At 69.2% G+C, this 25,427-nt stretch carries 26 protein-coding genes; 15 read left to right on the top strand and 11 right to left on the bottom strand.

Features of this window, described 5'->3' with window-relative positions; genetic code table 11:
• Window positions 1-30: 30 nt before the first annotated feature.
• The 5 genes from AMETH_RS09240 to AMETH_RS35605 are packed head-to-tail and all read left to right on the top strand — an operon-like array spanning window position 31 to window position 6,095.
• Window positions 31-1,227, top strand: coding sequence for an MlaD family protein (locus AMETH_RS09240; protein WP_223843090.1), 1,197 nt, complete (start codon window positions 31-33; stop codon window positions 1,225-1,227).
• Window positions 1,224-2,522 (top strand): MlaD family protein, encoded by a 1,299-nt coding sequence (locus AMETH_RS09245; protein ID WP_017987800.1) that lies wholly within the window; start codon window positions 1,224-1,226, stop codon window positions 2,520-2,522. Before AMETH_RS09240 ends, AMETH_RS09245 begins: the two co-directional genes overlap by 4 nt.
• Window positions 2,522-4,792 carry an RND transporter family protein gene (locus AMETH_RS09250; RefSeq protein ID WP_017987801.1) on the top strand — a complete coding sequence of 757 codons (2,271 nt, stop codon included), beginning with the start codon at window positions 2,522-2,524 and terminating at the stop codon, window positions 4,790-4,792. The genes AMETH_RS09245 and AMETH_RS09250 overlap by 1 nt, the downstream gene beginning before the upstream one ends.
• Window positions 4,789-5,889: a peptidylprolyl isomerase gene (locus tag AMETH_RS09255; protein WP_017987802.1), complete on the top strand. Its 1,101-nt coding sequence runs from the start codon at window positions 4,789-4,791 to the stop codon at window positions 5,887-5,889. The genes AMETH_RS09250 and AMETH_RS09255 overlap by 4 nt, the downstream gene beginning before the upstream one ends.
• Window positions 5,886-6,095 (top strand): hypothetical protein, encoded by a 210-nt coding sequence (locus tag AMETH_RS35605; protein ID WP_017987803.1) that lies wholly within the window; start codon window positions 5,886-5,888, stop codon window positions 6,093-6,095. The genes AMETH_RS09255 and AMETH_RS35605 overlap by 4 nt, the downstream gene beginning before the upstream one ends.
• A 3-nt stretch (window positions 6,096-6,098) precedes the next feature.
• Here the strand turns inward: AMETH_RS35605 and AMETH_RS09260 are convergent, their stop codons facing one another.
• On the bottom strand, window positions 6,099-7,247 hold the full coding sequence (locus AMETH_RS09260) for a LuxR C-terminal-related transcriptional regulator (protein WP_223843091.1): 1,149 nt from the start codon (window positions 7,245-7,247) through the stop codon (window positions 6,099-6,101).
• A gap of 88 nt (window positions 7,248-7,335) precedes the next feature.
• On the bottom strand, window positions 7,336-8,280 hold the full coding sequence (locus AMETH_RS09265; RefSeq protein WP_026153950.1) for a 3-carboxyethylcatechol 2,3-dioxygenase: 945 nt from the start codon (window positions 8,278-8,280) through the stop codon (window positions 7,336-7,338).
• A 235-nt stretch (window positions 8,281-8,515) separates the two neighbouring features.
• On the opposite strand from AMETH_RS09265, the gene AMETH_RS39085 reads away from it, so the two are divergent.
• Window positions 8,516-9,529: a lytic transglycosylase domain-containing protein gene (locus AMETH_RS39085; RefSeq protein WP_051962079.1), complete on the top strand. Its 1,014-nt coding sequence runs from the start codon at window positions 8,516-8,518 to the stop codon at window positions 9,527-9,529.
• Window positions 9,530-9,629: 100 nt separating this feature from the next.
• On the opposite strand, the gene AMETH_RS09275 is transcribed toward AMETH_RS39085, so the two are convergent.
• The 8 genes from AMETH_RS09275 to AMETH_RS09310 form a co-directional block, all read right to left on the bottom strand.
• Window positions 9,630-10,616: a dihydrodipicolinate synthase family protein gene (locus AMETH_RS09275; RefSeq protein ID WP_038532000.1), complete on the bottom strand. Its 987-nt coding sequence runs from the start codon at window positions 10,614-10,616 to the stop codon at window positions 9,630-9,632.
• A gap of 94 nt (window positions 10,617-10,710) precedes the next feature.
• Entirely contained in the window at window positions 10,711-11,586 is an 876-nt protein-coding gene (locus tag AMETH_RS09280; protein ID WP_026152962.1) for a VOC family protein, read from the bottom strand.
• A gap of 7 nt (window positions 11,587-11,593) precedes the next feature.
• On the bottom strand, window positions 11,594-12,070 hold the full coding sequence (locus AMETH_RS09285) for a cupin domain-containing protein (RefSeq protein WP_017981159.1): 477 nt from the start codon (window positions 12,068-12,070) through the stop codon (window positions 11,594-11,596).
• 14 nt (window positions 12,071-12,084) lie between these two features.
• Window positions 12,085-12,849, bottom strand: coding sequence for an SDR family oxidoreductase (locus AMETH_RS09290; protein WP_017981160.1), 765 nt, complete (start codon window positions 12,847-12,849; stop codon window positions 12,085-12,087).
• Complete coding sequence (locus AMETH_RS09295) at window positions 12,846-14,324, bottom strand: 4-hydroxyphenylacetate 3-hydroxylase family protein (RefSeq protein ID WP_017981161.1); 1,479 nt, start codon at window positions 14,322-14,324, stop codon at window positions 12,846-12,848. Before AMETH_RS09295 ends, AMETH_RS09290 begins: the two co-directional genes overlap by 4 nt.
• The gene (locus AMETH_RS09300) at window positions 14,324-15,181 is read right to left on the bottom strand and encodes an alpha/beta fold hydrolase (protein ID WP_017981162.1); all 858 of its coding nucleotides are present in this window, start codon (window positions 15,179-15,181) and stop codon (window positions 14,324-14,326) included. The genes AMETH_RS09295 and AMETH_RS09300 overlap by 1 nt, the downstream gene beginning before the upstream one ends.
• Window positions 15,182-15,332: 151 nt before the next feature.
• Window positions 15,333-15,962: a GntR family transcriptional regulator gene (locus AMETH_RS09305; RefSeq protein WP_209436858.1), complete on the bottom strand. Its 630-nt coding sequence runs from the start codon at window positions 15,960-15,962 to the stop codon at window positions 15,333-15,335.
• Between the two features lie 233 nt (window positions 15,963-16,195).
• Complete coding sequence (locus AMETH_RS09310) at window positions 16,196-16,594, bottom strand: SCP2 sterol-binding domain-containing protein (protein WP_017981164.1); 399 nt, start codon at window positions 16,592-16,594, stop codon at window positions 16,196-16,198.
• Window positions 16,595-16,762: 168 nt separating this feature from the next.
• Here AMETH_RS09310 and AMETH_RS09315 point away from each other — a divergent pair, with 168 nt between their 5' ends.
• The 7 genes from AMETH_RS09315 to AMETH_RS09345 all read left to right on the top strand — a co-directional run bounded on the left by AMETH_RS09315 (window position 16,763) and on the right by AMETH_RS09345 (window position 22,497).
• Window positions 16,763-18,151, top strand: coding sequence for an aromatic ring-hydroxylating dioxygenase subunit alpha (locus AMETH_RS09315; protein ID WP_017981165.1), 1,389 nt, complete (start codon window positions 16,763-16,765; stop codon window positions 18,149-18,151).
• 5 nt (window positions 18,152-18,156) lie between these two features.
• The gene (locus AMETH_RS09320) at window positions 18,157-18,675 is read left to right on the top strand and encodes an aromatic-ring-hydroxylating dioxygenase subunit beta (RefSeq protein WP_017981166.1); all 519 of its coding nucleotides are present in this window, start codon (window positions 18,157-18,159) and stop codon (window positions 18,673-18,675) included.
• 13 nt (window positions 18,676-18,688) lie between these two features.
• Window positions 18,689-18,961, top strand: coding sequence for a hypothetical protein (locus AMETH_RS09325; protein WP_017981167.1), 273 nt, complete (start codon window positions 18,689-18,691; stop codon window positions 18,959-18,961).
• Between the two features lie 5 nt (window positions 18,962-18,966).
• Window positions 18,967-19,782, top strand: coding sequence for a 3-(cis-5,6-dihydroxycyclohexa-1,3-dien-1-yl)propanoate dehydrogenase (gene hcaB / locus AMETH_RS09330; RefSeq protein WP_017981168.1), 816 nt, complete (start codon window positions 18,967-18,969; stop codon window positions 19,780-19,782).
• An 85-nt stretch (window positions 19,783-19,867) separates the two neighbouring features.
• Window positions 19,868-20,125, top strand: coding sequence for a rubredoxin (locus AMETH_RS09335; protein WP_017981169.1), 258 nt, complete (start codon window positions 19,868-19,870; stop codon window positions 20,123-20,125).
• A complete protein-coding gene (locus AMETH_RS09340) occupies window positions 20,122-21,909 on the top strand; it encodes an FAD-binding protein (RefSeq protein ID WP_017981170.1) in 1,788 nt (595 codons plus the stop codon). The genes AMETH_RS09335 and AMETH_RS09340 overlap by 4 nt, the downstream gene beginning before the upstream one ends.
• Window positions 21,910-21,987: 78 nt before the next feature.
• Window positions 21,988-22,497, top strand: a complete 510-nt coding sequence (locus tag AMETH_RS09345; protein ID WP_017981171.1) for a flavin reductase family protein — start codon at window positions 21,988-21,990, stop codon at window positions 22,495-22,497.
• Between the two features lie 310 nt (window positions 22,498-22,807).
• Here AMETH_RS09345 and AMETH_RS37850 read toward each other — a convergent pair whose 3' ends face one another.
• On the bottom strand, window positions 22,808-22,972 hold the full coding sequence (locus AMETH_RS37850) for a hypothetical protein (protein ID WP_017981172.1): 165 nt from the start codon (window positions 22,970-22,972) through the stop codon (window positions 22,808-22,810).
• Between the two features lie 342 nt (window positions 22,973-23,314).
• Between AMETH_RS37850 and AMETH_RS09350 the strand changes: the two genes are divergently transcribed.
• Both AMETH_RS09350 and AMETH_RS09355 read left to right on the top strand, forming a co-directional pair.
• Entirely contained in the window at window positions 23,315-24,520 is a 1,206-nt protein-coding gene (locus AMETH_RS09350; protein WP_017981173.1) for a glycosyltransferase, read from the top strand.
• A 53-nt stretch (window positions 24,521-24,573) separates the two neighbouring features.
• Window positions 24,574-25,425, top strand: a complete 852-nt coding sequence (locus AMETH_RS09355) for a helix-turn-helix transcriptional regulator (protein WP_017981174.1) — start codon at window positions 24,574-24,576, stop codon at window positions 25,423-25,425.
• Window positions 25,426-25,427 lie beyond the last annotated feature (2 nt).

Here is a 25,427-nt window from a genome sequence, read left to right on the forward strand (position 1 = left end):
GAACCGCGACTCAAGCGCAACGTCTTCGCCGTGGCCGCGCTCGTGACCGCGGGGCTGGTGACCGGTGGCTACATCCTGACGATGCAGCAGGTCCGTGTGCCCTGGGACGGCAAGACCCACTTCTCGGTCACCTTCGAGTCCGCGCCGGCGATCAATCCGTCGAGCAGGCAGGAAGTGCGGATCGCGGGAGTGGCCGTCGGCGACATCCGTGCGGCGAGCGTCGACGACCGCGGGCACGCACGACTCGAGTTGGCGATCGACGAGAGACACCAGGTCTATGACAACGCGCGTGTGCTGCTGCGCCCGAAGAGCCCTCTGAACGAGATGTACATCGAGCTGAACCCCGGCGGTCCGCCGGGGAAGCCGCTACCCGAGGACGGGGTACTGCCTGTTGTCAACTCGGTGCGGCCGGTGCAGGTCGACGAAGCGCTCGGGCACCTGGATGCCAACACCAGGGAAGCACTGACCACTCTGCTGTCCGAGTCGGATGTCGCGCTGGCCGGAGCGCCCGCCAATCTGCCGAAGGGCCTCGAGGCGACCGATCAGGTGGTGCGGGATCTGCGCCCCGTGGCGATCGCACTGCAAACCCGTAAGGAGACATTGCAGAAACTCGTCACCGCGCTGGGGCAGATCGCGTCGGCGACCGGTGACGACGACGAGCGGCTCGGCGCTCTGGCCGACTCTCTCCAGAAGGCCCTGGCGGCGGTGGGGCAGCGCAACGGCGACTTCGACCTCGCGCTCGCGCAGCTGCCGGACTTCACCCACCAGCTCGAGCAGGCTACTGGCAGCATCGGGGCACTGAGTGCACAGCTGGACCCGGTCCTGGACAAGCTGCGTGAGGCGAGCGGAACCCTCCCCGGCTCGCTGGAGCGGTTCACCGGCACGGTCGACAAGCTCGGGGAGACCGTCGACTCCGCCCGGCCGGCGGTCGACAAGGCCGTTCCCGTGGTCCGGGACCTGCGTCCGTTCGTCGCCGATGTCAACGCCTCACTCGGCGACCTGCACGACGTGACCGGACGGCTGGGCCCGATCACCACAGCGGTGCTGCCGTACCTGAACGACCTGGCCGCGTTCGTCACGAACTCCCGGTCGATCACGAGCCTGCGGGATGGAACCGGTGGGGCGTACCGCGCCATCGCTCAGCTCTCGCCGGAAAGCGTCACGGGCCTGCTGCCGCTGCTGCCCGCCCTGCAAGCCGCCGCCGCGCAACAGGGGAGTGTCCAATGAGGATTCCCGGTGAACTGGTCCCGCACATCCGGACCTTGGTGCTGGCGGTGTTCGTCGCGGCCTGCGCCGGCCTGTTCGGCTACCTGTGGCTGAACTCCGGCGGCCGGCTACCCGGTATCTCCCGGGCGGGTTACACCGCCGAGGTACAGTTCCGCGCCGCGTCGAACCTGGTGTACGACTCGGACATCACCATCGCCGGGGTCAAGGTCGGCAAGGTCGAGGCGTTGCGCACCGAAGGCGCCCTCGCGCACGTCACGATGCGGCTCGACCAGAACGCGCCGCTGCACGAGGGAGTGACTGTCCAGATCCGGAACAAGACCCTGATCGAGGAGACCTACCTCGAGATCACCGACGGCCACGGCCCGGCGCTTCCCGGCGGCACCGTGCTGCCGCCATCCGCGGGCAAGGAGGCCGTCGAACTCGACGACGTACTCACGAGCCTCGACCGGCCGACGAGGGAGTCGCTGGGCACGCTGGTCCGCTCGCTCGGAGCCGGGACGAACGACACCAAGCAGGGGGTTTCCCAGGCACTGCAAGGGCTCGGTGATCTCGGCCGGGAGGGGCACGGCGCTGTGGAGGCACTCGCGGCCCAGTCCGGGGACCTGCAGCTGCTGACCGGCAACACAGCGAAGCTGCTCGCGGCGCTCGACACCCGGCAGGGACAGATCGCCGACCTGGTGTCCGACGCCGACAGGCTCACCCAGGCGACCGCGGACAGTGACGCCCAGCTCCGGGAGGTCTTGAGGCTGCTGCCCGGCCTGATGGACACCGCCAAGAACGCCAGTGGCGGGCTGAGCCGGCTTTCGCCCGCCCTGGCCCCGGTCGCGGGCAGTCTGAACGCGGCCGCTCCCGACCTCGGCGCGGCGCTGCAGGAGCTGCCGGCCACCTCGGCCGATCTGCGTGGTCTGCTGCCGTCGTTGAACAGCGTGCTCGACTCAGCGCCCGGGACGCTGCAGCGGGTGCCCGTGGTGTCCGCGGATGCGTCGAAATTCCTGCCGGCCCTGAACGTGGCGCTGGGCGACGTGAACCCCATGCTGTCCTACCTGGTCCCCTACGGCCGCGATGTGGCCGCGTTCTTCACCAACATCGGGCAGGTGACTGCACGGGGTGACGCCAACGGCAACGCGATCAGGCTGTTCATGGTCTTCAACGAGCAGAGCGTGAAAGGCTTTCCGGTCAACGTCGACGTCGGTCCGCTGAAGAAGAACAATCCGTACCCAGCGCCCGGGCAGGCGGCGAACCCGGGGCCGTTCACCGGGGCCTACCCGCGGGTCGAGCAGGACCCGCCGAAGTGATGCGCGTCAAGCTGCGGCGGCCCTCCCGCAAGGCGTTGGCGATGGCGGCGGTCCTCGTCGTCGTCACCGGGTTCGTCGCCACCGGCATGGCCAGAGCTCGCATCGAGACCGGGGTCGGCTCGTTCCTGCCCAGCGACGATCCCGCTGTCGCCCGGTTCGAGGAGCTGAGCCGGTCGTTCGGCGGCGACCCCGTCGTCGTGCTGCTCGAATCGGCACAACCCGGGTTGCTGCTCGACCAGCCGCATCTGCCGTCTCTGGTCAAGCTGGAGGGCGAGTTCGCGAAACTGCCCGACGTCGCCGCCGTCTACGGGCCGGGGACCGTCCTGAACCAGGCCGCCGGCCGGGCCCAGGACCTGATGGCGGAGCTCTCCGGCCGCCGCGACCGGCTGCGCGCGCAGGCGCTGGCCGAGGCCAGGCAGCGTGGCGCGTCCGACCGGGCTGCGGGCCAGGCCGGGGACAGCGCGGTGGCCGCGTTCGACCAGCGGTACGGCAAGCTGCTCGTCCAGGCCCTGCCGGCGGGCTTGCCGACGCTGAAGAACCAGGCGTTCGTCACCTCGGTCGTCTTCGGTGCGGACGGAAAGCCCCGGCCGCAGTGGCGTTTCGTCGTGCCGTCGGCCAACGCGGTCGCGATCCTGGTGCGCCCCCGGCAGAACCTCGACCAATCCGCCACGGAGCGACTCGTCCGGGGCGTGCGGGATGCGGTCGGCGCGGCCGCCGTCGACGGAGCGAAGGTGACCTTGTCCGGCGTGCCCGCGATAGCGAGCGCACTCGCCGACGAGGTCCGTGCGGAACTTCCCCTGCTCGGCGGTGCCGCGTTGCTCGCGGTGGCTCTCTGTTTCCTGCTGGTCCCGTGGCATCGCCGCCGGCACCGCCTGATGCCGTTGGCAGGTTCGCTGGTGGCCACCGCGGTGACGGTCGCCCTCTTCGGCTGGCTCGGACGGCCGCTGTCGCTCGGGGTGGTGGCCTTCCTGCCGGTGTTGCTCGGCGTCGGCAGCGACTTCCCGACCTACCTGGCGCGACGGGCCGACCGGCGGGTCGTGTTCGCGGTCGCCGCCGCCACCGCGGCCGCGTTCGGTGTCTTGGGGTTCGCGCCGTTGCCGTTCGTGCGGGATCTCGGGATCGCGCTCGGGATCGGTGTGCTGGTCGCTTTCGCCACGGGCCTGCTGTTCCGGCCGGGCAGGGCGGAGTCCGCATCCGTGAAGGTCCACAGTGGACGCGCGGCGAGCCTGCCGGCGCGGCTGGGAGTGGGCCTGGCGGTGGCCGCGCTGGCGGCAGGTGGCTGGGCGACGCTGCCGAGGCTGTCCGTGCAGAGCGACATCGAGAGCTTCGTGCACGGTCTGCCCGCGTTCGACGACGCGCGGCACGTCGAGCAGGTCATCGGCTCCTCCGGCGAGGTCGACGTCGTCCTGCACGGCCCGGACGCCACCTCTCCGCAGGCGCTGGCCTGGTTGCGTCAAGCCCAGGATGTGACCATCGCGCGGCATGGTGACCGGCTCCGGCCCGTCGTTTCGCTCCCAACGCTGTTGAACTTCCTCGGACCCGCGCCCACGAAGGACGAGATCACCGCGGCCCTGCGCCTGTTGCCGCCCTACCTGACCGGGTCGGTTCTGCGAGCTGACGGGCAGGAGTCCGTTCTGTCGTTCGGCGTGCGGCTGGACAACATCGAGAGCCTGGTCGACCTGCGCGACGACCTGCTGAGCCGGCTCCCCCCGGCGCCGCCGGGATTCCGCGCCGAACTGACCGGGCTGCCGATCGTCGCGGCACGCGGGTACGAGCTGGTCTCCGGCAACCGGCTCTGGACCAACGGAGTCGGCATCGCCGTCGCCGGCCTCGTGCTCGCCCTCGTGCTCGCCCGGCGGAAGGACGCGGTGCGGGCGGTGGCCACCGCCCTCGTGGCAACCGGGACGGGACTGCTCGCGATCTGGCTGGCCGGGATATCGCTGACGCCGATCACGATGGCGCTGGGGTCCCTCATCGCCGCTGTCGGCTGTGAGTTCGCGGTGCTGCTGGTGGAGGCCGAACGCCGTCGTGATCACGCGCTGCGCAGATCCGTGCTGCTGGTGGGCGTGGTATCGACTGTCGGCTACCTCGCACTGGCGTTTTCGAGGCTCGACGTCATCCGGCAGTTCGGCCTGCTGCTCGCCGCGGCCGTCGTGCTGTCGATGGCCGCCGCACGGCTTGTCGTCTGGCTCGCGCCGGGCCGGCCCCGGCCCGGCCTTCCCGCGGAAACCAGCCCGGCCCCTGACACACATGTGGGAGTCATCTCATGAAGATCACCGCGTTGCCCGCCAAGGTCCGGCTTCCCCGCAGCCGCCGTGGCCGGATCATGACCGCGCTCGTCCTCGTCGTGCTGCTCAGCGGGGCCGGACTCGCCTGGTGGTCGGTGCGTGCCGACGACCTGCCCGACGACGCCGTTTTCGCCTACGACGGCCAGATCGAGACCGTCGCCCAGCTGGAGGAGCGGCTCCGGACCTTGACGGCGCTCTATGGCGTGCAGCCGCCGGACCAGCAGGACGCCGCCAAGTCCGACGCGTTCCGCCGGGACACCGCGAAGGCGGTCGCCGTCGGGATGGTGCTCGACCGCGCGGCGCGCGACCGAGGCATCGTCATCGGCGACAAGGCGGCACGTGATGTGCTGACACGGTTCATCTCCCAGCAGATCGGAGAAGGGCCGGAGGCACGGAGCAAGTTCGTCCAGGCGCTCGGCACGACCGGCACGTCCGAGGACGCGGTGCTGGACGAGATCAAGCGCCAGCTCGCGGTCTCGCAGTTGTTCGACTCGGTCACCCGGGGAAGCTCGATCAGCGATGGTGAGGTCGCGGACGCGTTCGAGAAGCGCAAGGCGCAGCTGGACACGCCGGAACGGCGACAGCTCAGCAACATCGTGGTCAAGACCAAGGAGGAGGCCGACCAGGTCCTCGCCGACCTCGGGGCCGGGACACCGTTCGAAACCCTGGTGGCCCAGCGGAGCCTGGACGGTTCGACGCGAGACAACGGCGGTGACCTCGGCCAGGTGACGTTGGCGCAGCTCGAGGACGGCTACGCCAAGGCCGCGTTCGCGACACCCGCCGGCGGGCTGTTCGGTCCCGTGCAGACCACGCACGGCTGGAACGTCGGCAAGGTCCGCCAGGTCCTGCCCCCGCAACCGGCGGTCTTCGACCAGGTCAAGGAGCAGCTCAAGCAGCAGCTGCCCCTGGAGAAGGCGCTCGCGACGTGGCGCGGGTGGCTCGGGGCACAGCTCGCGGACGCGAACATCCGGTACGCCGACGCCTACCGCCCGGCCGACCCGGCCGCGCCGCCGCAGCAGGCGCCGGGTTGGTCACCGGCGCCGGGGCAGGTGCCCGGGCAGCCCAGGCCGTCGCGATGATCGCGGACTTCGTGGTGCTCGCGGTGGCGGGCGCCGCACTGCTGGCGATCGGACGGTGGGGCTGCCGCGCGGCGGCCGGGTGGGTCAGCCCGGCACTGCCGGAACCCGAGCGCCTGCGGCGCATCGGGAAACTGCGGGGGAGCGGACGCGCGCTCCAGGTCGTGGGCGTGGTGTTCGCGCTCGCCGCGGTGTGGACCCTCTGGTGACGGTCAGGCAGGTTCGGGGGTTCCCCCGCCCTGCTGGGTCCGCAGGAACAGCGAGACCGCTTCCGCGCGGTTCGCGGCGCCGAGCTTACGCAGGATCTGCTTGACGTGGGACTTGGCGGTGTCCTCCGAAATCGTCAGCCGGGTGGCGATTGCGGCGTTGGTCCGGCCCTCGCCCATGAGTCGCAGCACCTCCAGCTGCCGCGGGGTCAGCGCCGACTCGACGAAGGACCGGGTCGGCACCGGTCCGGGCGGAGGGACCACGGGATCTCCGACGACCGGTGCCGCCGGGTGGCTACTGCTCAGGATCCGGTCCATGGCGTCGGCGATGCTCATCGTGAACCGGCCGACCTCGGTCCGCAGCGAGTACAGGCGTTCGACCAGCACGGTCCGCCGGAACGCGAGGCCGAGCCCCTGGGCGAAGGTGCCGAACACCTCGCGGTCGAACTCGTCGACCTGACGGCCCTGGACGTACCGATCCGCGTGCACCAGGCCGAGCACCCCGCCATCGCCGACCACGGGAGCGACCACATAGGACTGCAGCCGGGCGGCCTCGACCAGGCAGGCAAGCCCACGCGCCTCGCGCTGGGCGTCGGTGACGAGCAACGCGCGCCGCCTGCGCACGGCCTCAGTCTCGACGACGGTGCGGTCCAGGACGGGGGACTCCGCGCGGCCGATCCGCAGAATGTCCGCGGCCCAGCCGGGGTCGCCCAGCACGGTGCAGGACTGCGGCACCCAGACCGACTCCCGGATCTCCGAGAACAGCGCGCGGTCGAAGCCGAGCTGGCACACCGCCTCCGGCACGCGCTCGGCGAGCCGGGCCACCGAGCGCGCGTCCTGCAGCTGGGTCAGTGCCTGCTGGACCTGTGCGTGGACGCGAACCCGGAGGTCGAGATTGGCTTGCCGCAGCCGTTCGCGGGCGTCTGAGACTTCGATGAACAGATCGAGGACGGCGCCGGTGGGCCCCGCTGCGGCGAGTTCGCCGATTCGCTCGGCAAGCTCGGCGAGAACCGCTTCCGCGGCCGGGAACTCGTCGGGCACGTCCTGGCCGGGATCACTGCCGAGCAGGGACCGAGCGCGAGTGGTGACTGCCCGGACCTCGTGCAGGACGGCTTTGGGAATACGGTGCCCGCGGCCGTTCCGGGGCGGAGTCAACGCTGACTTCATGGTTTCCTCTCAAGCCGGGCGGGAACGCGGGGCGCCGGACCCGCTCGTCGGACGGGTCCGGCGCTGTGCCCGGGGGTCAGGCGTCGGCGGAAACTGCGGTGGTAACGGCGAAACCCGCCACCCACTCCGGCACCGGCTCGTAGAACCGGTAGTTCATCACGTACTTCCCGCGGGCCGCCATCGCGGCGTAGGCGGCGATCCAGGTCCGCACCTCGTGCGAGGAGTGTCCGGCCTGCCCGGCGAACCACTCGGTGCTCCAGGTGTCGACGAGCTGGAGTTCGCCTGTCGAAACCACGTCGAGGAACCGCTGGTCCCACTCCGGGTTGATCGGCTGCATCGACGACGTGCCTGCGGCCAGATCGAGGCCGGAAGCGATCACGCGGGCCTGTCGCCGGGCGCGCTCTTCGGGAGTCGGGTTGCGACCGTCGATCAGCCGGGCGGCAACCTCCGTTGTGGCGGTTTCCAGCTGCGGCACCGGCGGGTCGTGTGAGAGCCCGCCGGAGCCGAGGAATAGTACACGCTGCTCGTCGAGGTGTGCGCTCGCATGGCCGATTGCCGTGCCGAGCTGCCGGATGCGGCCGACGGGACAGAGCGGCACCGCGACCGAGTTGATGAAGACTGGGATGACGGGAACGCGGTCGAGCCCGCCGAACAGGAGCTGCAGCGGCTGGGAGAACCCGTGGTCGACGTACATCTTTTCGGACAACGCGACATCGATTCCGGCCGCCAGCACGTCCTTGGCCAGCATCCGTGCGGACTCGGCGACCGAAAGCTCGCCGGCCGGGGTTTCGTAGTCCCCGAGTGCGGTGGCCCTCGTCCCGATGCAGAACGGCGGCATCATGTCGTAGAAGAAGCCGTTGTAGTGATCGGGTGCGAAGAGTACCACGAGGTCGGGGTCGAATCCCGCGATGAAACTCCGCGCGTGTTCGAAAGCCGCCTCGACCCGCTCTTCTACGGCTTTCGCCGGACGGTTGAACCCGATCAGTGGCGAATGGGACAGGGCGCACACAGCAACGCTCATCGAACCGGCCGTCCTTTCTCTGTATTCACCCTACTGGTGAAACATGCTAGTATCTTAGCATAACAGTCCTTGGTTTCAACGACGCGACGGAAAGGGACGTGGCATGGCGGTGACCGGGAATCGAAGCAAAGGTACCCACCGGGCAGTGCGAAGGAGGGCGGGGAGACGTCACCGGCGTGACCCGGGCGTATACGCCGCGGTCGCACTCACAGGTGCGGTTGTACTCGCAGGGGGGATGCTGCTCGGCGAACCCGCAACCGTCGAGCGGGCCACCCCCGCCACCGCGACGACCAGGTCTCCGGCGCAGCTGGAATCAGCGTCGCTATCCACGCTGGGGGCGGGACTCCTTGCGACAGTGCCCAATGTTGCGGTGCCGCAGCCGCTGGCAGCTTCGGCGGACCGCCGGCTCGGTGCCGCCACCGCGTCCGGTGCGGGCATTCCGGCAACGGTGCTCGATGCCTATCGCAGGGCCGAGGCCTCGCTCGGCCACGTGAGCCCGGGGTGTCACCTGACCTGGGCGCTGCTCGCGGGCATCGGCAAGGTCGAGTCGAACCACGCTCGCCACGGCGACGTCGACAAGGAAGGAACAATGGTCCGGCCGATCTACGGCCCCGCCTTGGACGGATCGCCGGGCTTCGCCAGGATTTTCGACGCGCGGAGCGGGCAATGGGCGAGGGCCGCCGGCCCGATGCAGTTCATCCCCTCGACCTGGCAGAAATGGGGCGCGGACGGATCCGGGGACGGCAAGGTGGAGGTACAGAATGTCTACGATTCCACGGAATCGGCCGGCCGGTATCTCTGCGCAGGCGGTCGAGATCTGAGCACCGGATCCGGCCTGCGGAGCGCCATTCTCGGTTACAACCACTCCGAGGACTATCTGAACGAGGTCACCGGGTGGATGCGAGCTTATTCCACCGGTTGGTTCGCCGTGCCGGACCAGCTCGGGTACGACGGTGAAGACCCGGTCTACACCGATAGCGTGGCGTACACCCCAGCCCGTCCAGCGGCGCGGCCGGAGCGTCCCCCGGCTGCCGGTGATGCTCCGGCCGCGCCCGCACCGTCCAGGCCCGCCCCCGCCGCACCGTCCAGGCCCGCCCCCGCCGCACCGGACGGCCCGCCCGCGCCATCGGCCACGTCCCCGGCCCCGGCGCCTGCCCCGATCGCCGGATTGCCGGAACCGTTGGACGGCGTCGTCGCGACGGCTGGTCAGGCGGTGGACGGGGTTCTCGGCTCGCTCGGCACGTCCTGAACCCCTGTGACGATTGATGGCGCCGCCCCGGCAGGGACGGCGCCATCAATCGTCACGCGGGCCCGGCCGCGCCACATCCGAGTACGGCGCCGCGCCGGTCTCAGGAGTCCTGGGCACGGACTTCGCCGACGAGCCTGCGCCAGCGGCGGCCGTTCTCGCGCGCGCCTTCGACGTAGGGGCCGGGAACGACGTGATACGGCGGGCGTGCGGGCCCGGCGGTGACATAGCCGGCCTCGTCGAAACGGACCTTCTCGAGGGGGATGTTGTACTTGGAGAACTCGGGAAAGTTCGTCCTGGCGAGGAACGGTTCGTAGGTCCACTCGATCCGGCGGGTGAGGTGCCGCGCCGTGCCGACGTCTCCGGCCCGGATCGCGTCGCGCAGGGCGAGCACGGGCTCCGGACCGCACAAGGCGCTGCTGCTCCAGCAGCCGAGCGCCGTTTCCGGGTGCAGCGTGTGCGCCGCGAGCCAGTCGCTCTCCAGTGGCAGCAACCGGAGCCGGCCGCCGACCGCTGCCATGTCCGCGCCGAATTTCGGGGTGATCGCGATGTACTTCGCGCCGATGATCTGGGGTACGCCGGCGAGTTCGGCGTAGGCTGCTGACGGAATCGGGCCCTTGAACGCCTCGGGGTTGTCGTAGAGGACGATCGCCATGTCGGGGAAGAGGCCGGCGACGCCGCGGTAGAACGCGATCAGCGTGTCGGCACCGAGCTCGCTCCACATCGGACGGCCGAGCATGACGCCGCGTACGCCGAGGCTCTGCAGGAAACGGATCCGCTCGACCGTGTCCCTCGTGTTGGAGGCAGTAGCCCCGACGAACAACGGGAGGTCCGGAGCGGTGTCCGAAACCGCGTCCGCGACGCACGCGGCGAAGGCCTGCCACTCGGCCAGCGTCAGGGTCGCCATCTCGCCGAGCGTCCCGTTGGTGATGATCCCGTCCACACCGTCGGCGACGAGCGCGCGGATCATCCGATCGGATTCGCGGAGGTCTACGGTGTCGCTTGCGGTGAGTGCGGACGCGCCGGGCAGTGCCGGGGTTGGCGTGACGGCGATGACCCCACGCAGGTCGTCGACACCGAACTTCTGCATCGCGTTCTCCTCGCGTTCACAGGAAATGGGCGATCCGCCCGGCAGGTCAGGTGGGGGCTGCCTTACCCGCCGGGCGACCAGGGCTTCGGGGACTTCAGGAAGCGTGGCCGAACGACTCAGGCGGCTGCAGGCCCCACGGGCTGAACGCCTTCGGGAAGTCGTCCCACACCACCGGGTCGTTGCGACGTACGCGCGGCATCTCAGCCGACAGCTCATAGCGGTTGCCAGCGGCCCAGAAGTAGGTGTAGACGTTGCCGCCCACGCCGTGCCGGCCCGGTCCGACCTCGATCGGCACGCCGTGCCGGGCGAGTTCGTCGGCAGCCAGTTTGAGGTGGTCGAACGACTCCATCCCGAGCGCGTAGTGGTGCAGCGACTTCCCGGCCTCGGGCGTGGAGATGATCGCGATGTCGTGGTGCAGCGTGCTGGCCCGGCACCAGGCCGCGCCGATCACCCCGGGTGCCGGGGCGAAGATGTCGGACACCTGAAAGTCCAGCAACTCGACCAGGAAGTCCACCAGCGGCTTGGGATCCCGTGCTTGGACAGTGAGGTGGTCGAAGTCCAGCGCGCGGATGCCGCCGCGGTGAGGTGCTTTCGACGGGTGGAGGTACTGCGGCCCGGTCGAGAGCACCGCGAGTTCCATGCTGTGCCCGGAAGGCGCTTGGAACTGCAGGGACCGAACCACGCCGGGGTGTTCATCGGTGCGGGTTTCGGTCGCGACACCGGCTTCGGCCAGACGCGTCGCGTAGTGGTCGAGGTCGGCGACGTCGTCAACACGTAGTGCGAACCGCCGGACACCGGTCCCACCGGCGGTCAGGACCAGGTCGCAGCCGCCGTCGATGCCGACGGAGAGCCGCACCGCGCCGTCGGCGCGGCCGAGTTCCCGCATGCCCAGGACGTCGGTGTGGAAGCCGATCGCTTCACCGAGGTCGGCGACGGCGAGTTCGGCGTGGGCCACCTGTGAAATACCCATCGGTGGGTCAACTCCTGTCCATGTTGTCGTAGGGGATGTTGCCGGCGCTTTCCCGCCGGTTGATGCCGAGGGCATCGAGCTGTCGCGAGTTCTCGACGAGGATCATGCGAACTCGCCCGGTGCCGTCGTTGTAGTGCCGGTGCCAGACCCACGGCGGGGTGTAGACGAAGTCCCCGGCCGACCACCGCAGCGTCTTCGGCCCGATTTCGGAATAGCCGCTGCCCTCGATCACGCAGTGCACGGACTCGTGCACATGGCGCTGGAGGTCCGTCGCCGTGCCGGCGGGGATCTCCTGCAGGTAGAACTCCATCGACTTCGCCGGGATGTCCGTGAGGACGCCGACCTTACTGGGGTTGCCGGTTACGTCCTCGCCGAGCCACCGGGCACTCGCCGAGCGGGTGACCAGGTGCTCCGGCATCGATCGTTCAGGGGCGTAGTCCTTCATCTCGTGGAGCTTGTGCATCCACTGATCGAAATTCGTCATGGTTCTCACTCCAGTCAGGTCGCGGTCATTCCACCGTCGACTACGTGGGTCTGGCCGGTCTGGAACCCGGCGAGCTCCGAGCAGAGATGGGTCACGAGCTCACCGATCTCCTCGGGACGCCCCCACCGCCCGACGGGGAGTTCGTCCGCGAGTTGCCGTCGCTCCAGTTCTTCGGTCGGCAAACCCGCGGCGGCCGCGCGCGCCGCCGCGAGGGAACGTCGCCGCGGCGTGTCGATGTGCGCGGGGGCGATCACGTGCGTGGTGACGCCCTGCGGCGCGACCTCCGCGGCCAGCGACCGTGCCAGTGCGGCCACTCCCGCCCGCATCACATTGGACAGGTGCAGCAGCGGCAACGGCTTGACCACGCCGACCGAGGTGACGTAGATCAGCCGTCCCCACCCGGCCGCGGACATCCCAGGCAACACCGCGTTGGTCAACGAGATCGCGCTGTCCAGGACGAGCCGGTAGGCCGAATCCCAGTCGTGCGCTGACAGTTCCGTGGCCTTCGCCGCTCGGGTGCCGCCGGTGTTGGACACCAGGATGTCGATCCCGCCGAGCGTTGCGCGCGCGGCTTCGGCCGCCGCGGCCGCGGCGCCGGGCTGGGTGAAGTCCGCGATGGCCCAGCCCGCCGCACCGACCTTCCGCGCGACGTCGCCTGTGTGCGGTCCGGTTCCCGTGATGAACACTTCGGCCCCGCCCGCTCGCAGCGACGTCGCGATCGCCGTGCCGAGCCCGCTCGACCCGGCGGTCACCAGCGCCCGGCGACCGTGCGCCGTCATGCCGCCGCACCCTCCCCGGTACCGCCGGGCAGGACGCCGACTTCCCTGGTCGAGGTGGCTAGCAGCCCGTCGATGAGGCCCAGCGGCTCGGTCCAGTCGTACTGGTTGAACTGGGTGTTGATGCGGAGGAACAGAGGATCGCCCGCGTAGAACCGCTCGTAGAGCTCGTGCCGGCCGCCGAAGGCGGAGACCGCGAGATCGGCGGCGATCTTGTAGATCGCGATGCGGTCGAGGCTGTTCGTGTCGGGGCCGCGATAGAACCGGGCGACGTCCGCGGCGATCGGCGAGTCGAACGCGCTCACATCGGCAGGCTGGTAGAGCAGGCCGCCGGCGAGGATCTGCTGCAGGATCTCCCGGACGCGTGGGTACCAGCGGTTCCCGGAGTTGCGGATCGCGTACAACGGCCGGACGTCGGGGAACAGGATGCCCTCGTCGTTGCGGTGCGCGCCCGCTTCCGCGGCAAGGACCGCGGCCCTGGTCAGCTCGATGTATGTGGTGATCTCGCCGAGCGCGTCACGGACCTGGGGAAACTGGTCGGTCTTGACGATCTCGGTCGCCCGCTTGGCGATGCCCGCCACGAACTGGAGCTTGGCCAGCAGCCGGACCGAGGTCTGGACGCCGGTGAAGGCGTTGGAGTTGATCGCCCAGATGTTGTTGACCCGCTCGTAGTCCTGGTTGATGAAGACACGTTCCCAGGGCACCAGAACGTCGTCGAACACGACCACGGCGTCCATCTCGTCGAACCGGCTGGAGAGCGGGTGGTCGAAGCCGTTTCCGCCGCCGAACGGTTCGCGGCAGATCAGCCGGACACCCGGTGCGTCGGTGGGTATGGCGAACGCGATGGCGTAGGGTTTCTCCTCGGCCCCGTACTTCCGGAGCGAGAAGGGCCAGACGAGAATCTCGTCGGAGTAGGGCGCGGCCGTGGCGAGCATCTTCGCGCCGCTCACCACGATGCCGTCCGAGGTTTCGCGCTTGACGCCGAGGTAGGTGTAGGGATCGGGCTGTTGCGACGGCGGCTTCGAACGGTCGACCGGCGGGTCAGCCAAGGCGTGGGACAGGAAAAGATCGTTGTCCCGCACGTACTCGTAGTACGCGCGCACCCGGTCGGCTCCATCACCGAAGAACTCGGCGTTGGCGTTCCATGCCACCAGCATCGCGCTGACGAAGTCCGTGCTGCGCCCCATCATGCCGAGGCTGGAGTCCGCCCACTCCTTGTGCATGAACCGGCGGAGCTCGAGGTCTTCGGCCGTGCGGGGCATCAGGAACTGCACGCCGGCCTTGCGGCCGTCGTTTTCGGGCGAGAAGAGCATGCTGTCGGTCTTGAACTGGAGGTCGTAGAGGCGGGCGATTTCGGCCGCGGCGCCGGACGTGGCCTTGTGCCCGGCCACGTCGGTGATCTTCTCGGCCCCAACCCACAGCTCAGGGCTGTGCGTGCGGAGCCGATCGAGGTACGCGGCGCCGTTTCGTGCGGTCATCACTTTCCTTTCAAGAACCTGATGTGGATGTCGTTGAACTGGTCCGGCTTCTCCCACTGCGGCCAGTGGCCCGCGCCCTCGAGGACCTCGAGGCGACTTCCGGGGATCAGCTCCTCCAGGAGCGCGGCTTCTTCGACCGAAGCCGTCGGATCGTGGTCGGTCCACAGCAGAAGGGTCGGCGAGACGATGCGGTTGCACCACTGCGACGACCAGACGTACGGCCGCCGGTGTTCCCAGTCCTGCACCGCGAGGATGTTGCGCATCGCGGTCTCGAACCCCGGCTGAGCGTAGATCCGCAGCCGCAGGTCCACGAGCTCGTCGGTGACAAGGCTCTTGTCGTGGAAGAGCCACTCGACCCTGGTGCGCACGCTCTGGCGGGTTGCCTCGCGGACCGCGCTCATGCTGGATTCCTTCAGCCTGGCCATCACCTCCGGCTTGTTCGTGATGTTGCCCGGCGTGTTGAGCACCAGCCGGTCGATCCGGGCTGGGTGGTGCGCCGCGGCCCACGCCGCCACCCAGCCACCGAGCGACTCACCGGAGAGATGGGCCTTCTCTATGCCCAGCGCGTCCAGGACCGCGATCAGGTGGTCACTGAGGTAATCGATCGTGTAAGGCCGGTCGGGCTTGGCCGAATGTCCGTGCCCCGCCATGTCGTAGACGATGACTCGGAATTCTTTCGCCAGGTCCCGGATGTTGCGGGAATACGCCTCCAGGTGCCCGCCAGTGCCGTGCACCATGACCAGCGCCGGACCGGCGCCCGCCTCCACCACCCGGGTGGCGATGCCGGCCGCGTCCACGATCCGCTGGCGCAGTTCGGCGCCCGCCAAATCGCCCCAGATGCTTATGTGCTGCTCCACGGCATTCCTTCCTGTCGGGACGTCCTCTCATATTGGCATACTAGAATCTCAGGATCAAGCCATGTTTCGGCAAGGTTGTCTTCGTCAGAGGGCGAAAAAGTAGAACGGGTGTCATGGCCGTGGTCATGACACCCGTTCAGGCGAGTGGTGGCTACACTTCCACGAACCTCCAGAACCGTGAGACGTGCTCCTCCATCAGCCTGCCTGCCCGTTCCGCGTCCCGGTGCTTGATCGCCTCGGTGATCTCGGCGTGCTCGGCCTGCGCCTGCGCCAGGTCGGTGCTCAACCGGTTCTTCTGGAGGTAGAAGTCGTTGAGGTCCCAGGTATCCATGGCCAGTTCGGTCAGCCGCTGGTTGCCACTGGCAGCCAGTACGGCGGAGTGGAAGTCTCGGTTGGCTCCGGCGAAGGCGAGTGCGTCGCGCCGTTTGGCTGGGCCGATGCCACGCATCAGCATGTCATCGATCTCGGCCAGCTGGGCGTCGGTGGCAGTGAGTGCCGCGAGCCGTGCGCCGGCTCCTTCGAGGATACCCGCTACGGCAAAGTGGTCCCGCACCTTGCGTTCGTCCGGAACTGTCACCTGGCATCCGACCTGGGGAATGACCGAGATGAATCCGGCCGCGGCCAGTCGCATCACCGCGTCCATCACTGGCCTGCGGCTCACGCCGAACTCCGCCGCGAGGTCGTAGGTGCTCAGGATTTCGCCGAACTGATGGCGCCCCTCGAGCAGCTGGGTGAGGAGCGCTTGGTAGATCTGGTCTGTTTTGGTGACTGACGCGATCATAGGCATGGACTATCCGGCCCTTCGGTGCGGGAAGGTCGGTGCTGGCGTACTGTCGATCACGCCGAGATTCTAGCGTGTCAATGTCGAGCAGGGGGCGCCGAAGCGAAAGCCGCGGTGCGGTGGCCGGCTCGTTGAGCCGTGAAGCAGGGGCGCGCCGTCCGGGGCGGCACTGAAGCCGGAGCGGGCTCCCGCTCCGGCTTCAGGCATGCCGTGGCCGCCGCCTGCGCCCTCGGTCAGTCCACCGACCAGTCGGTGTCGTCGATCTGGCCGAACATCTTCATGGCGGCCTCGAGGCCGGGCAGGTTGGCGAGCGCCACCGACATGGAACCGCGGAACTTGACCTTCCGGGTGACCATGGCTTTGGCGGCGGGCAGTTCGCCTTCGCCGAGACGCTGCCAGGTCTCCACCTTGGCGGTCAGCACGAAGTCCGGCTTCACGCCTTCGGTCGGGGCGCCGGCGCGCACGACCTCGCCGGCGTTCACCTCGATCTGGCCCGCGCGGCTCTCGTTCTCCGCGAGGCGGTATTCGACGACCATGCTCAGCTTCTTGAGGCCCTCGCGTGTTGCGTCCGTGGTGTTCCAGAGCTCGGCGTAGGACTTCATCCACTCCGGCGACAGGACGGGTGTTCCCATGGTGCGCTCTCCTTCGGTTCGCCTCCGCGGCGGACAACTGGGGTTTGACAACGACGCTGAAGATACTAGTATCTTAGAAAGTCAGTCAAGCGGTCGCCGCGGTCCCGACTCATTGTCGGCCCGCCATTCTTTGGAGGAGACAAAGATGTCCGACGCCAAGGTGGTCACATGTTGAGGAATGAACTCCGGCAGATCCTCGAGAAGGGTTTGCACGACGTAGAGTCCGACTGGACCGTTCCGGCCGCGATCATCAACGACCCGGAGATGCACGACGCCGAGCGCGAGCGCGTCTTCGGCCGCTCATGGGTTTTCCTCGCCCACGAGAGCGAAATCCCGGAACGCGGTGACTACGTCGTCCGGTACATCTCGGAAGACCAGTTCATCGTCTGCCGGGACGAAGACGGCCAAGTCCGTGGGCACCTGAACAGCTGCCGCCACCGCGGCATGCAGGTGTGCCGCGCCGAAATGGGGAACGCGTCCCACTTCCGCTGCCCCTACCACGGCTGGACCTACAACAACAAGGGCAGTCTCGTCGGTGTGCCAGCCGGGCGAGAGGCGTACGGCAACAAACTGGACAAGTCCTTGTGGCAGCTCAAGCCGGTTCCGAAACTGGACACCTACAAGGGGTTGATCTTCGGCTGCCTCGACCCAGACGCCCAATCCCTCGACGACTACCTCGGGGACATGAAATTCTACCTCGACATCGTGCTGGACCGAAGTGACGCCGGCCTGGAAGTCGTCGGCGCCCCGCAGCGCTGGGTCGTCGACGCGAACTGGAAGCTCGGCGCTGACAACTTCATCGGCGACGCTTACCACACGATGATGACCCACCGGTCCATGGTAGAACTCGGGCTGGCCCCGCCGGACCCGAAGTTCGCGCTCTACGGCGAGCACGTGCACACCGAGCACGGCCACGGCCTCGGCATCATCGGCCCGCCGCCGGGCATCCCGCTGCCCGAGTTCCTGGGCATGCCGGAGAACATCGTCGAGCAGCTGCAGCGCCGGCTTTCGCCGGAGCAGGTCGAGGTGTTCCGGCCGGTCGCGTTCATCCACGGCACCGTGTTCCCGAACCTGTCGATCGGCAACTTCCTGATGTCGAAGGACCACGTCTCGCCGCCGACGTCGTTCCTCACGCTCCGGCTGTGGCACCCGCTCGGCCCGGACAAGATGGAGATCATGTCCTTCTTCCTCGTCGAGAAGGAAGCGCCGGACTGGTACAAGGAAGAGAGCTACCAGGCCTACGTGCGCACGTTCGGGATTTCCGGAGCCTTCGAACAGGATGACGCCGAGAACTGGCGCAGCATCACCAGGGTGCTGGGTGCCCAGTACGCCAAGACGATGGAGCTCAACTACCAGATGGGCCGCGGCGTCTACGAGCCCGATCCCGACTGGCCCGGCCCTGGCAACGCGTTCCCGATGGACTACGCCGAAGCCAACCAGCGCAACTTCATGGAGTACTGGATGCAGCTGATGGTTACGGACCCGGCTTCGCACACCGGGAACGGCAAGGTCTCCGACGAGGCCGCGGCCGAAGCGCTGGCACGGGCGGAGGGCTAGGACCGATGACCACCGCAACGGAGATCACCGACGCCACCGTGCGTGAAGTCACCGAGTGGCTCTTCACCGAAGCCGAACTGCTTGACGCGGGCAAGTACCGCGAGTGGCTCGACGTGGTGGCCGAGGACCTGTCGTACGTCGTCCCGCTGCGGGTCACGCGCGAACGTGAGGCCGACACGGACATCGTCGAGGGGATGACCCTGATGGACGACGACTGGGACTCGATGGAAATGCGCGTCCTGCGCCTGGAAACCGAGTACGCGTGGGCGGAGGACCCGCCGTCGCGCTCACGGCACTTCGTGACCAACGTCCGGGTCGCCGCCGGCGAGGCGGCGGACGAGGTGGCCGTCAAGTCGAACCTGCTGCTGTACCGCACTCGCGGTGACGTCGCGACGTTCGACATCCTCTCCGGCGAGCGCCACGACGTGCTCCGCCGGGTGGCCGGCGGCTACCGGCTCGCCAGGCGGGTCGTCGTGCTCGACCAGACCACCATCATGACGCACAACCTCGCTCTGATCATGTGACGGAGGCAGTTCGGTGACCATCATCCACAACGAGGGCCAGGACCCGATCATTCAGATAGCCAACGAGTTCACGGTGATCCAGGTCAGCTACACCAGCACCGGCCAGCGCGAACGCCTCCTCGTCAGCTCACCCCGGCTCGGGTTCCAGACCCTGCTCGACCCGCTGCAGCTGGAAAGCCTCACCTGGCAGCCACCCGAAATGTACTCGAAGCTGCTCGACACCCCGTACGGACCCGGGACGGAGCTCAACGCGCGCCCGCTGTCGGCTCTGCTCGGAAAGGACTGATTCCCATGGGTTTCCTGGACGGGAAGGTCGCACTGGTCACCGGCGGGGGATCGGGTATCGGCCGGGCCGTGGTCGACCTCTACGTGCGAGAGGGCGCGAAGGTCGGCATCCTCGAGATCTCGCCGGAGAAGGCGCGGGACCTGCAGGAGAAACTGCCCGTGGACGCCGTGGTCGTGACGCAGGGCGACGCGACTTCCATGTGGGACAACGAACGCGCCGTCGCGGACGTGACGGAAGCGTTCGGCTCGCTGACCACCGTGGTCTGCGCGGTCGGGGTGTTCGACTACTTCACCGAGATCCCGCAGCTGCCGAAGGACAAGATCGGCGAGGCGTTCGACCAGCTCTTCGCCGTCAACGTGAAGAGCAACCTGCTCACCGTGAAGGCGGCGCTGGAACAGCTGATCGAGAACCGCGGGCAGATCATCCTCACCATTTCCAACGCCGGGTTCTACCCCGGCGGCGGCGGTCCGCTCTACGTGTCGTCGAAGTTCGCCGTTCGCGGTCTGGTGACCGAGCTGGCGTACGAACTTTCGCCGCACGTACGGGTCAACGGCGTGGCCCCCGGCGGCACGATCACGGACCTGCGGGGGATTCCCGCGCTGGCGAACGAAGGTCAGTCGCTGAAGGACGTGCCGGACATCGAAGGCCTGATCAAGGGGATCAATCCCCTGGGCGTGGTCGCCCAGCCGGACGACCACTCCTGGGCCTACGCGTTCCTCGCAGCCAAGGAACGCGCGCCCGCGGTCACCGGCACGATCATCCACAGCGACGGCGGGCTGGGCGTGCGCGGGATGACGCGCATGGCGGGGCTCGAGCCCTGATCCGGCACTGCACGAAGTGGGGAGACGGCCCGGGAAACCCGCGATTCGCGGGCCGTCCCCTTTCCACACTCGAAAGGAGGCGTCGATGAAGACGCTGGTGGCTACCGAGGAAACCCAGGCCGATCCGGCCACGGCGCTCTGGATCTGCGATGTCTGCCAGGACGTGTACGACCCCCGCCTCGGCGACCCCGAAGGCGGGATCGAGCCCGGTACGCCGTTCGCCGACATCCCGGACGACTGGGTCTGCCCGGTGTGCGGGGCGCGCAAGAAAGAGTTCCGGATGCTTGCACCAGGTGACGAGTACGACGTCGAGGACGACGCATATGCGGGAGCGCAGGGGTGAGCACGCCCGGCCGCGTTCTCGTCTGTCTCAAGCAGGTCCCGGTTCCTGGGCGGGGAGTCTTCGACGAACGTACGAAACGGATCCGCCGGGACGAGGACCAGGCCGTCACCAACCCACCGGACTTGCATGCGCTGGCGCAGGCGATCGCCCTGCGGGAGGAGACCGGCTGGGAGGTGGTGGCCGTGACGATGGGGCCGCCCGTGGCCGCGGAGACCCTGCTTGATGCGCTGCGCCGGGGTGCCGACCGTGCCGTGCACCTGGTCGATCGCCGCTTCGCCGGTGCCGACACCCTGGCGACGGCCCGCGCGCTCGCCAGGCTCGTCGAACGGGAGCGCCCGGAGTTGGTGCTCACCGGCTGGCGGACAGTCGACGGTGGCACAGCCCAGGTCGGCCCGCAGCTCGCGGAGCTGGCCGAGTTCCCGCAGCTGACCCAGGCCACGAACCTGCGGGCCGGCGACGGTGTCCTCACCGCAGACGTGGAAACCGACGTCGGCCGGGAAGCCTGGACCGTCGCGTTGCCCGCGGTGGTCGCCGTCGGACGGGGTGCCGAACCGCCGTGGGTGACCGAGGCAGACCTGTCGGCCGTGGAAACGCTCACCGCCGAGGAGCTCGGGGGAGGACCGCGGGAGTTCGGTACCCGGGGTTCACCGACCTTCGTGGCCGAGATCCGGCATGACGTCCGCGAACGCCGGGCCGAGCACGTCGAGGCCGGGTTCGACACTGCGAAACTGCTGGAGGCGGCCTTCGCGCCGCTCGAGCATGAGGCCGAAGTCGTCGTGCGCACCCCGTTGCGCGAGATCTGGACGGTCGCCGAGCCGCTTCCCGGCGGTGGCCTCCACCCAACGAGTCTCGAAGCGCTGGCCTGCGCCCGCTCGGTCGCCGGTGACCTCCGAGCCACGATCGTGGCGGTGCTGCCGTGCGACCAGCCGCACGACCTCCCGCGAGTGCTCTACGCGCACGGGGCCGACCGGGTGCTGGTGCTGCGTGGCACTGAGCCGGCGGAATATCGCACGGATCTGGTCACCGACGCACTGACCACGGCGATCGCCGCACATGCGCCGTTCGCTGTGATCGCGCCCTTCAGCGCCCGTGGTCGCGACTACGCCCCGCGCGTCGCCGCCCGGCTCGGGCTCGGTCTGACCGGAGACTTCACCGCGCTGGAGGTCCGCGACGCGGACACCGACGATCCCGACCTGCTGTGGCTCAAACCGGCACTGTCGGCGGACGTGCTCGCCCCGGTGATCGCGCACTCCACACCATCGATGGGCACGCTGCGGCCCGGTTCCTTCACGGCCCGAGCCGTTCGCGACCAGCGTGAGCCGAACGTCGAGGTCGCCGGTGGTACCGCGATCGGTGATTCTTCGTGCACCGCGGTCGAGCGCCAGGTCCAGCTCCTGGACGGCCCGCGACTCGCCGCGGCCCGGCTGGTCATCGGGCTTGGGCCGGGCCTGGGCACCGGTGCCCACCGCGTCGCCGAACGGGTCGCCGCGACACCGGGCATCGCGCTCGCCGCGACGTCGGCCGCGGTCGCCGCGGGAGAGTTGCCCCCGCAACTCGAGATCGGGCCACTTGCCCGCAGCATCGCGCCCGCGGTCTACCTCGGGTTCGGGCGGCACGACCTCGGCACGCTCCAGGCGGTCAAGGCCGCCGGCCGGATCGTCGTTGTCGACCCGGGCGCCGGGATCGATGCCTTCACCGGTCTTGCCGACACTGTGGTCACCGCGAACGTCGAAGGGGTCCTGTTGGACCTGCTGCTGGCGACGGCGGGTGCGGTCGCCAGTTGAGGATCTGGAATCTCAAGGAGGATCATGAGTACCGCCGCGCCGGCGGCGAGCGTCGACCCTAGGCGGTTTCGCGACGCCATGGGCCGATTCGCCACCGGCATCACGATCATCAGCACGCCGACCCCGGCGGGACCGCACTGCATGACTGCCAACGGTTTCATGTCGGTGTCCCTCGAGCCCGCCCTCGTCGTGGTGTCCATCGCCAAACGCGCCAAGATGCACGACTTCCTCCTCAACAGCGGCGTGTACGGCGTCAGCGTCCTCGCCGCGGACCAGGAACCCGTCAGCAAGCACTTCAGCGGCCGGCCGGACCCGAACCTGCCACCAGGGTTCGACGACCACGCCGGGGTCCCCCTCGTGGCCGGGGCGCTGGCGCAGGTGGGTGCCGAGATCGTCGACGCCCACCCCGCCGGCGACCACACGTTGTTCCTCGGCCAGGTCCGCCACCTCGCCGACCGCGTGGGCGAGCCACTGGTGTTCCATGCCGGTCGCTACCGGCATCTGCTCAACCCCGCGGCGGACTCGGAGTACTCCGACGCCTGGTCCGGCTTCTGTCTGGACCCGTTCGGTCCGCCTTCCAGCGCCTGAATACGGAGGTGACTCGTTTGGCCGGCCGCAAGATCAGCCTGGCCTCGCCGGCCGTCCAGCGCCAGCTGGGTGTCGCACAGCCCGATTCGGTGCGGTGAACACCATCAGCAGCACAAGCAGGATGATCACCTGCCGCCGGCGCCGGGGGAAACGGCTCGCCCGGCACAGAGGCCGGTGTTCACCACGACCATCAGGGCGACCGCGGTGAGCAGGTTGGCTGACACCTGGAAGATTCAGCGACCTCACCATGCCGTGATTCGGGCGGTGTGCTGTCCGCCGAGTACCTTTTGGACAGTCGGCCGCTTGGGTGTTACCAGGTGGAGAACGCCGGGTACAGCGACACGATGCCGCGGGCTTCCAGCGCCTCGCGGACCTCAAGTTCGGCGACCGTCTCCCTGGCCTTCTTGCTGGACGAGGAGGCGGAAGCCTCGGCGTTCCGTACGCTAGCCGACCATCCCGGGCTCCCCGAGCGCATCAGGGAGCGTGCCGGACCTGCCTTCCTGCCACGTGCACAGCACCTTGTCCCCAAGTCGGATCGAAGACGACCTGTCAGTTCCCAAGCCGCGACGATATGACCTGGTGGAAGGCCACACGATTCACGAGCACCCGAATGCTGTCACGATCACGATGACGATCGGCTGGGTACTAACCTGGCCTGTGTCCGCTCATCGAGATGGTTCCAGGGGCGGCGTGCGGCGCGAGCACTCCCTCCACCCCCAACATATCCCGGACCAGGGGGCTTGCGGCAAGCCCCGGTCGGTGCCGCAGAATTGCCGACCGCCGGCCGGACGAGCCGGGGAACCGGGGGGATCGCGAAATGCGTGTGCTGCTTACGTCGTGGGGATCGCGCGGGGATGTCGAACCGCTGGTGGCGCTCGCGGTGGCGCTGCGGGAGCTCGGCGCGGAGGCGCGGCTCTGCGTGCCGCCCGACGAGGAGTTCGTGGAATTGCTCGGCCGGGCCGGTGCGCCGCTGGTGCCGTTCGGCCCCGCGGTCCGCTCCATCGTCGCCAGGCTGGAGCCGCCGAGGGTGGGGGACGCGTTCCGGCTCGCCCGCGAGCTGGTCACCGCACGGTTCGAAACGCTCACCACCGCTGCCGAGGATTGTGACGCGCTCGTGGCGACCGGCCTGATGCCCGCCGGCGCCAGGGACGTGGCCGAAAAGCTCGGCATCCACTACGTGCTCGCCTGCTTCCACCTCCTCGGGCTGCCGTCGCGGCACTTCCCGCCGGGGCGACGGCCGGGCAAACCCTCCCCGTGGGAGGAAACCGACAACCGGGCGCTGTGGGAGCAGGACGCCCAGCGGGTGAACGACCTGTACGGCGAAGTGCTCAACAGCCACCGCGCGGCGATCGGCCTGCCAACGGTCGCCAACGTCCGCGACCACGTCCTGACCGGGCGGCCCTGGCTGGCCGCGGACCCGGTGCTGTGCCCGTCGGAGGGCCGGACGGAACTCGACGTCGTGCAGACCGGGGCGTGGATCCTGCCCGACGAACGACCGCTGCCGGACGACCTGGAGGCGTTCCTGGACGACGGCGCGCCACCGGTGTACGTCGGGTTTGGCAGCATGGCCCCGCACGTCGCGCGGGAGGCCGCGCGGGTGGCTGTAGAAGCCGTCCGCGCGCACGGCCGCCGGGGCCTGCTCGCCCGCGGCTGGGCCGGGCTGACCCCGGACGGCGGCGACTGCTTCGTCCTCGGCGAGGTCAACCGGCAGGCGCTGTTTCGCCGGGTGGCCGCCGTCGTGCACCACGGCGGCGCGGGCACCACCACGACCGCCGCCCGCGCGGGTGCGCCCCAGGTCATCGTGCCCCGCATCGCGGACCAGCCGTTCTGGGCCGGGCGCGTGACCGAGCTGGGCATCGGCGCGACGCACGAGGGCCCGGCGCCGACCGTCGCCTCCCTGTCCGCCGCGCTCGCCGCCGCCCTGGCACGCGGGACGCGCTCCAGGGCGACCGAGGTGGCCGGCCAGGTTTGCGGCGACGGGGCGACGGTGGCCGCGAAACTGCTGCTGTCGGAAGCCGCCTGACTGGGGGTGTCAGGACCAGGCGCGCCGGCCGTGCCGCGGATTACCGTGGGAACGTGGCCGACGAACCGAACCTGCTTGGCGACTTCCTGCGCGCCCGCCGCGAGCTCGTCGCCCCCGAACAGGCCGGGATCACCGTCCAGGGCGTGCGGCGGGTTCCCGGCCTGCGCCGCGAAGAGGTCGCGATGCTCGCCGGTATCAGCGCCGACTACTACCTGCGCCTCGAACAGGGCCGCGACCGCAGGCCGTCGGTCCAGGTCCTCGAGTCGATCGCCCGTGCGCTCCAGCTCGACGAGGAAATGACCGCCTACCTGGTCGGGCTCGCCGCCGACAAGCCCCGGCGCAGGCGGCGGCCGCCGAGGGAGACGGTGCCCGCCGGCACCGCCAAGCTCATCGGGACGCTCCCGCTGCCCGCGTTCGTCGAGGGGCGCTACTTCGACGTCCTCGCCGCCAACCCGCTGGCCACGGGGTTGTCCCCACGCCTGGCGCCGGGTGGCAACCGGATGCGGGACGTGTTTCTCGACGCTGGGGAGCGGGCGCTCTTCCCCGACTGGGAGGCCGCCACCGAGGAGCTGATCGTGGGCTTCCGCCAGTCGGTGGGCACCGACATCGACAACCCCCGCTTCGTTGAGCTCGTCGGCGAGCTGTCCCTCGCCAGCCCCCGGTTCCGGCGGCTCTGGGCCCGCCACGACGTGCAGGCGCGGCAGGGCGCGCGGGTGCGGTTCGACCACCCCCAGGTCGGGCGGCTGGTGCTGCACCGGGAAAAGCTCGTGATCACCACCAGCAGCACCGAGGGGATGATGCTGGTCGTGTACCACGCCGACGCGGGTAGCGACGACGTCGACAAGCTCGCGCTCCTCGCCTCCGCAGCCCTGCCGGCACCGGAGTCGCATCACTCCTTCGGTTGAAA

It is taken from the genome of Amycolatopsis methanolica 239, assembly GCF_000739085.1.
Taxonomy (GTDB): Bacteria; Actinomycetota; Actinomycetes; order Mycobacteriales; family Pseudonocardiaceae; genus Amycolatopsis_E; species Amycolatopsis_E methanolica.

What these genes read in the sequence shown, in the direction of transcription:
- AMETH_RS09245 (WP_017987800.1), top strand. Translation starts at nt 1,224, where the DNA reads ATGAGGATTCCCGGTGAACTGGTCCCGCACATCCGGACCTTGGTGCTG.
- AMETH_RS09250 (WP_017987801.1), top strand. Translation starts at nt 2,522, where the DNA reads ATGCGCGTCAAGCTGCGGCGGCCCTCCCGCAAGGCGTTGGCGATGGCG.
- AMETH_RS09255 (WP_017987802.1), top strand. Translation starts at nt 4,789, where the DNA reads ATGAAGATCACCGCGTTGCCCGCCAAGGTCCGGCTTCCCCGCAGCCGC.
- AMETH_RS35605 (WP_017987803.1), top strand. Translation starts at nt 5,886, where the DNA reads ATGATCGCGGACTTCGTGGTGCTCGCGGTGGCGGGCGCCGCACTGCTG.
- AMETH_RS09265 (WP_026153950.1), bottom strand. Translation starts at nt 8,280, where the DNA reads ATGAGCGTTGCTGTGTGCGCCCTGTCCCATTCGCCACTGATCGGGTTC.
- AMETH_RS39085 (WP_051962079.1), top strand. Translation starts at nt 8,516, where the DNA reads ATGCTGCTCGGCGAACCCGCAACCGTCGAGCGGGCCACCCCCGCCACC.
- AMETH_RS09275 (WP_038532000.1), bottom strand. Translation starts at nt 10,616, where the DNA reads ATGCAGAAGTTCGGTGTCGACGACCTGCGTGGGGTCATCGCCGTCACG.
- AMETH_RS09280 (WP_026152962.1), bottom strand. Translation starts at nt 11,586, where the DNA reads ATGGGTATTTCACAGGTGGCCCACGCCGAACTCGCCGTCGCCGACCTC.
- AMETH_RS09285 (WP_017981159.1), bottom strand. Translation starts at nt 12,070, where the DNA reads ATGACGAATTTCGATCAGTGGATGCACAAGCTCCACGAGATGAAGGAC.
- AMETH_RS09290 (WP_017981160.1), bottom strand. Translation starts at nt 12,849, where the DNA reads ATGACGGCGCACGGTCGCCGGGCGCTGGTGACCGCCGGGTCGAGCGGG.
- AMETH_RS09295 (WP_017981161.1), bottom strand. Translation starts at nt 14,324, where the DNA reads ATGACCGCACGAAACGGCGCCGCGTACCTCGATCGGCTCCGCACGCAC.
- AMETH_RS09305 (WP_209436858.1), bottom strand. Translation starts at nt 15,962, where the DNA reads ATGATCGCGTCAGTCACCAAAACAGACCAGATCTACCAAGCGCTCCTC.
- AMETH_RS09310 (WP_017981164.1), bottom strand. Translation starts at nt 16,594, where the DNA reads ATGGGAACACCCGTCCTGTCGCCGGAGTGGATGAAGTCCTACGCCGAG.
- AMETH_RS09315 (WP_017981165.1), top strand. Translation starts at nt 16,763, where the DNA reads ATGTTGAGGAATGAACTCCGGCAGATCCTCGAGAAGGGTTTGCACGAC.
- AMETH_RS09320 (WP_017981166.1), top strand. Translation starts at nt 18,157, where the DNA reads ATGACCACCGCAACGGAGATCACCGACGCCACCGTGCGTGAAGTCACC.
- hcaB (WP_017981168.1), top strand. Translation starts at nt 18,967, where the DNA reads ATGGGTTTCCTGGACGGGAAGGTCGCACTGGTCACCGGCGGGGGATCG.
- AMETH_RS09335 (WP_017981169.1), top strand. Translation starts at nt 19,868, where the DNA reads ATGAAGACGCTGGTGGCTACCGAGGAAACCCAGGCCGATCCGGCCACG.
- AMETH_RS09345 (WP_017981171.1), top strand. Translation starts at nt 21,988, where the DNA reads ATGGGCCGATTCGCCACCGGCATCACGATCATCAGCACGCCGACCCCG.
- AMETH_RS37850 (WP_017981172.1), bottom strand. Translation starts at nt 22,972, where the DNA reads ATGCGCTCGGGGAGCCCGGGATGGTCGGCTAGCGTACGGAACGCCGAG.
- AMETH_RS09350 (WP_017981173.1), top strand. Translation starts at nt 23,315, where the DNA reads ATGCGTGTGCTGCTTACGTCGTGGGGATCGCGCGGGGATGTCGAACCG.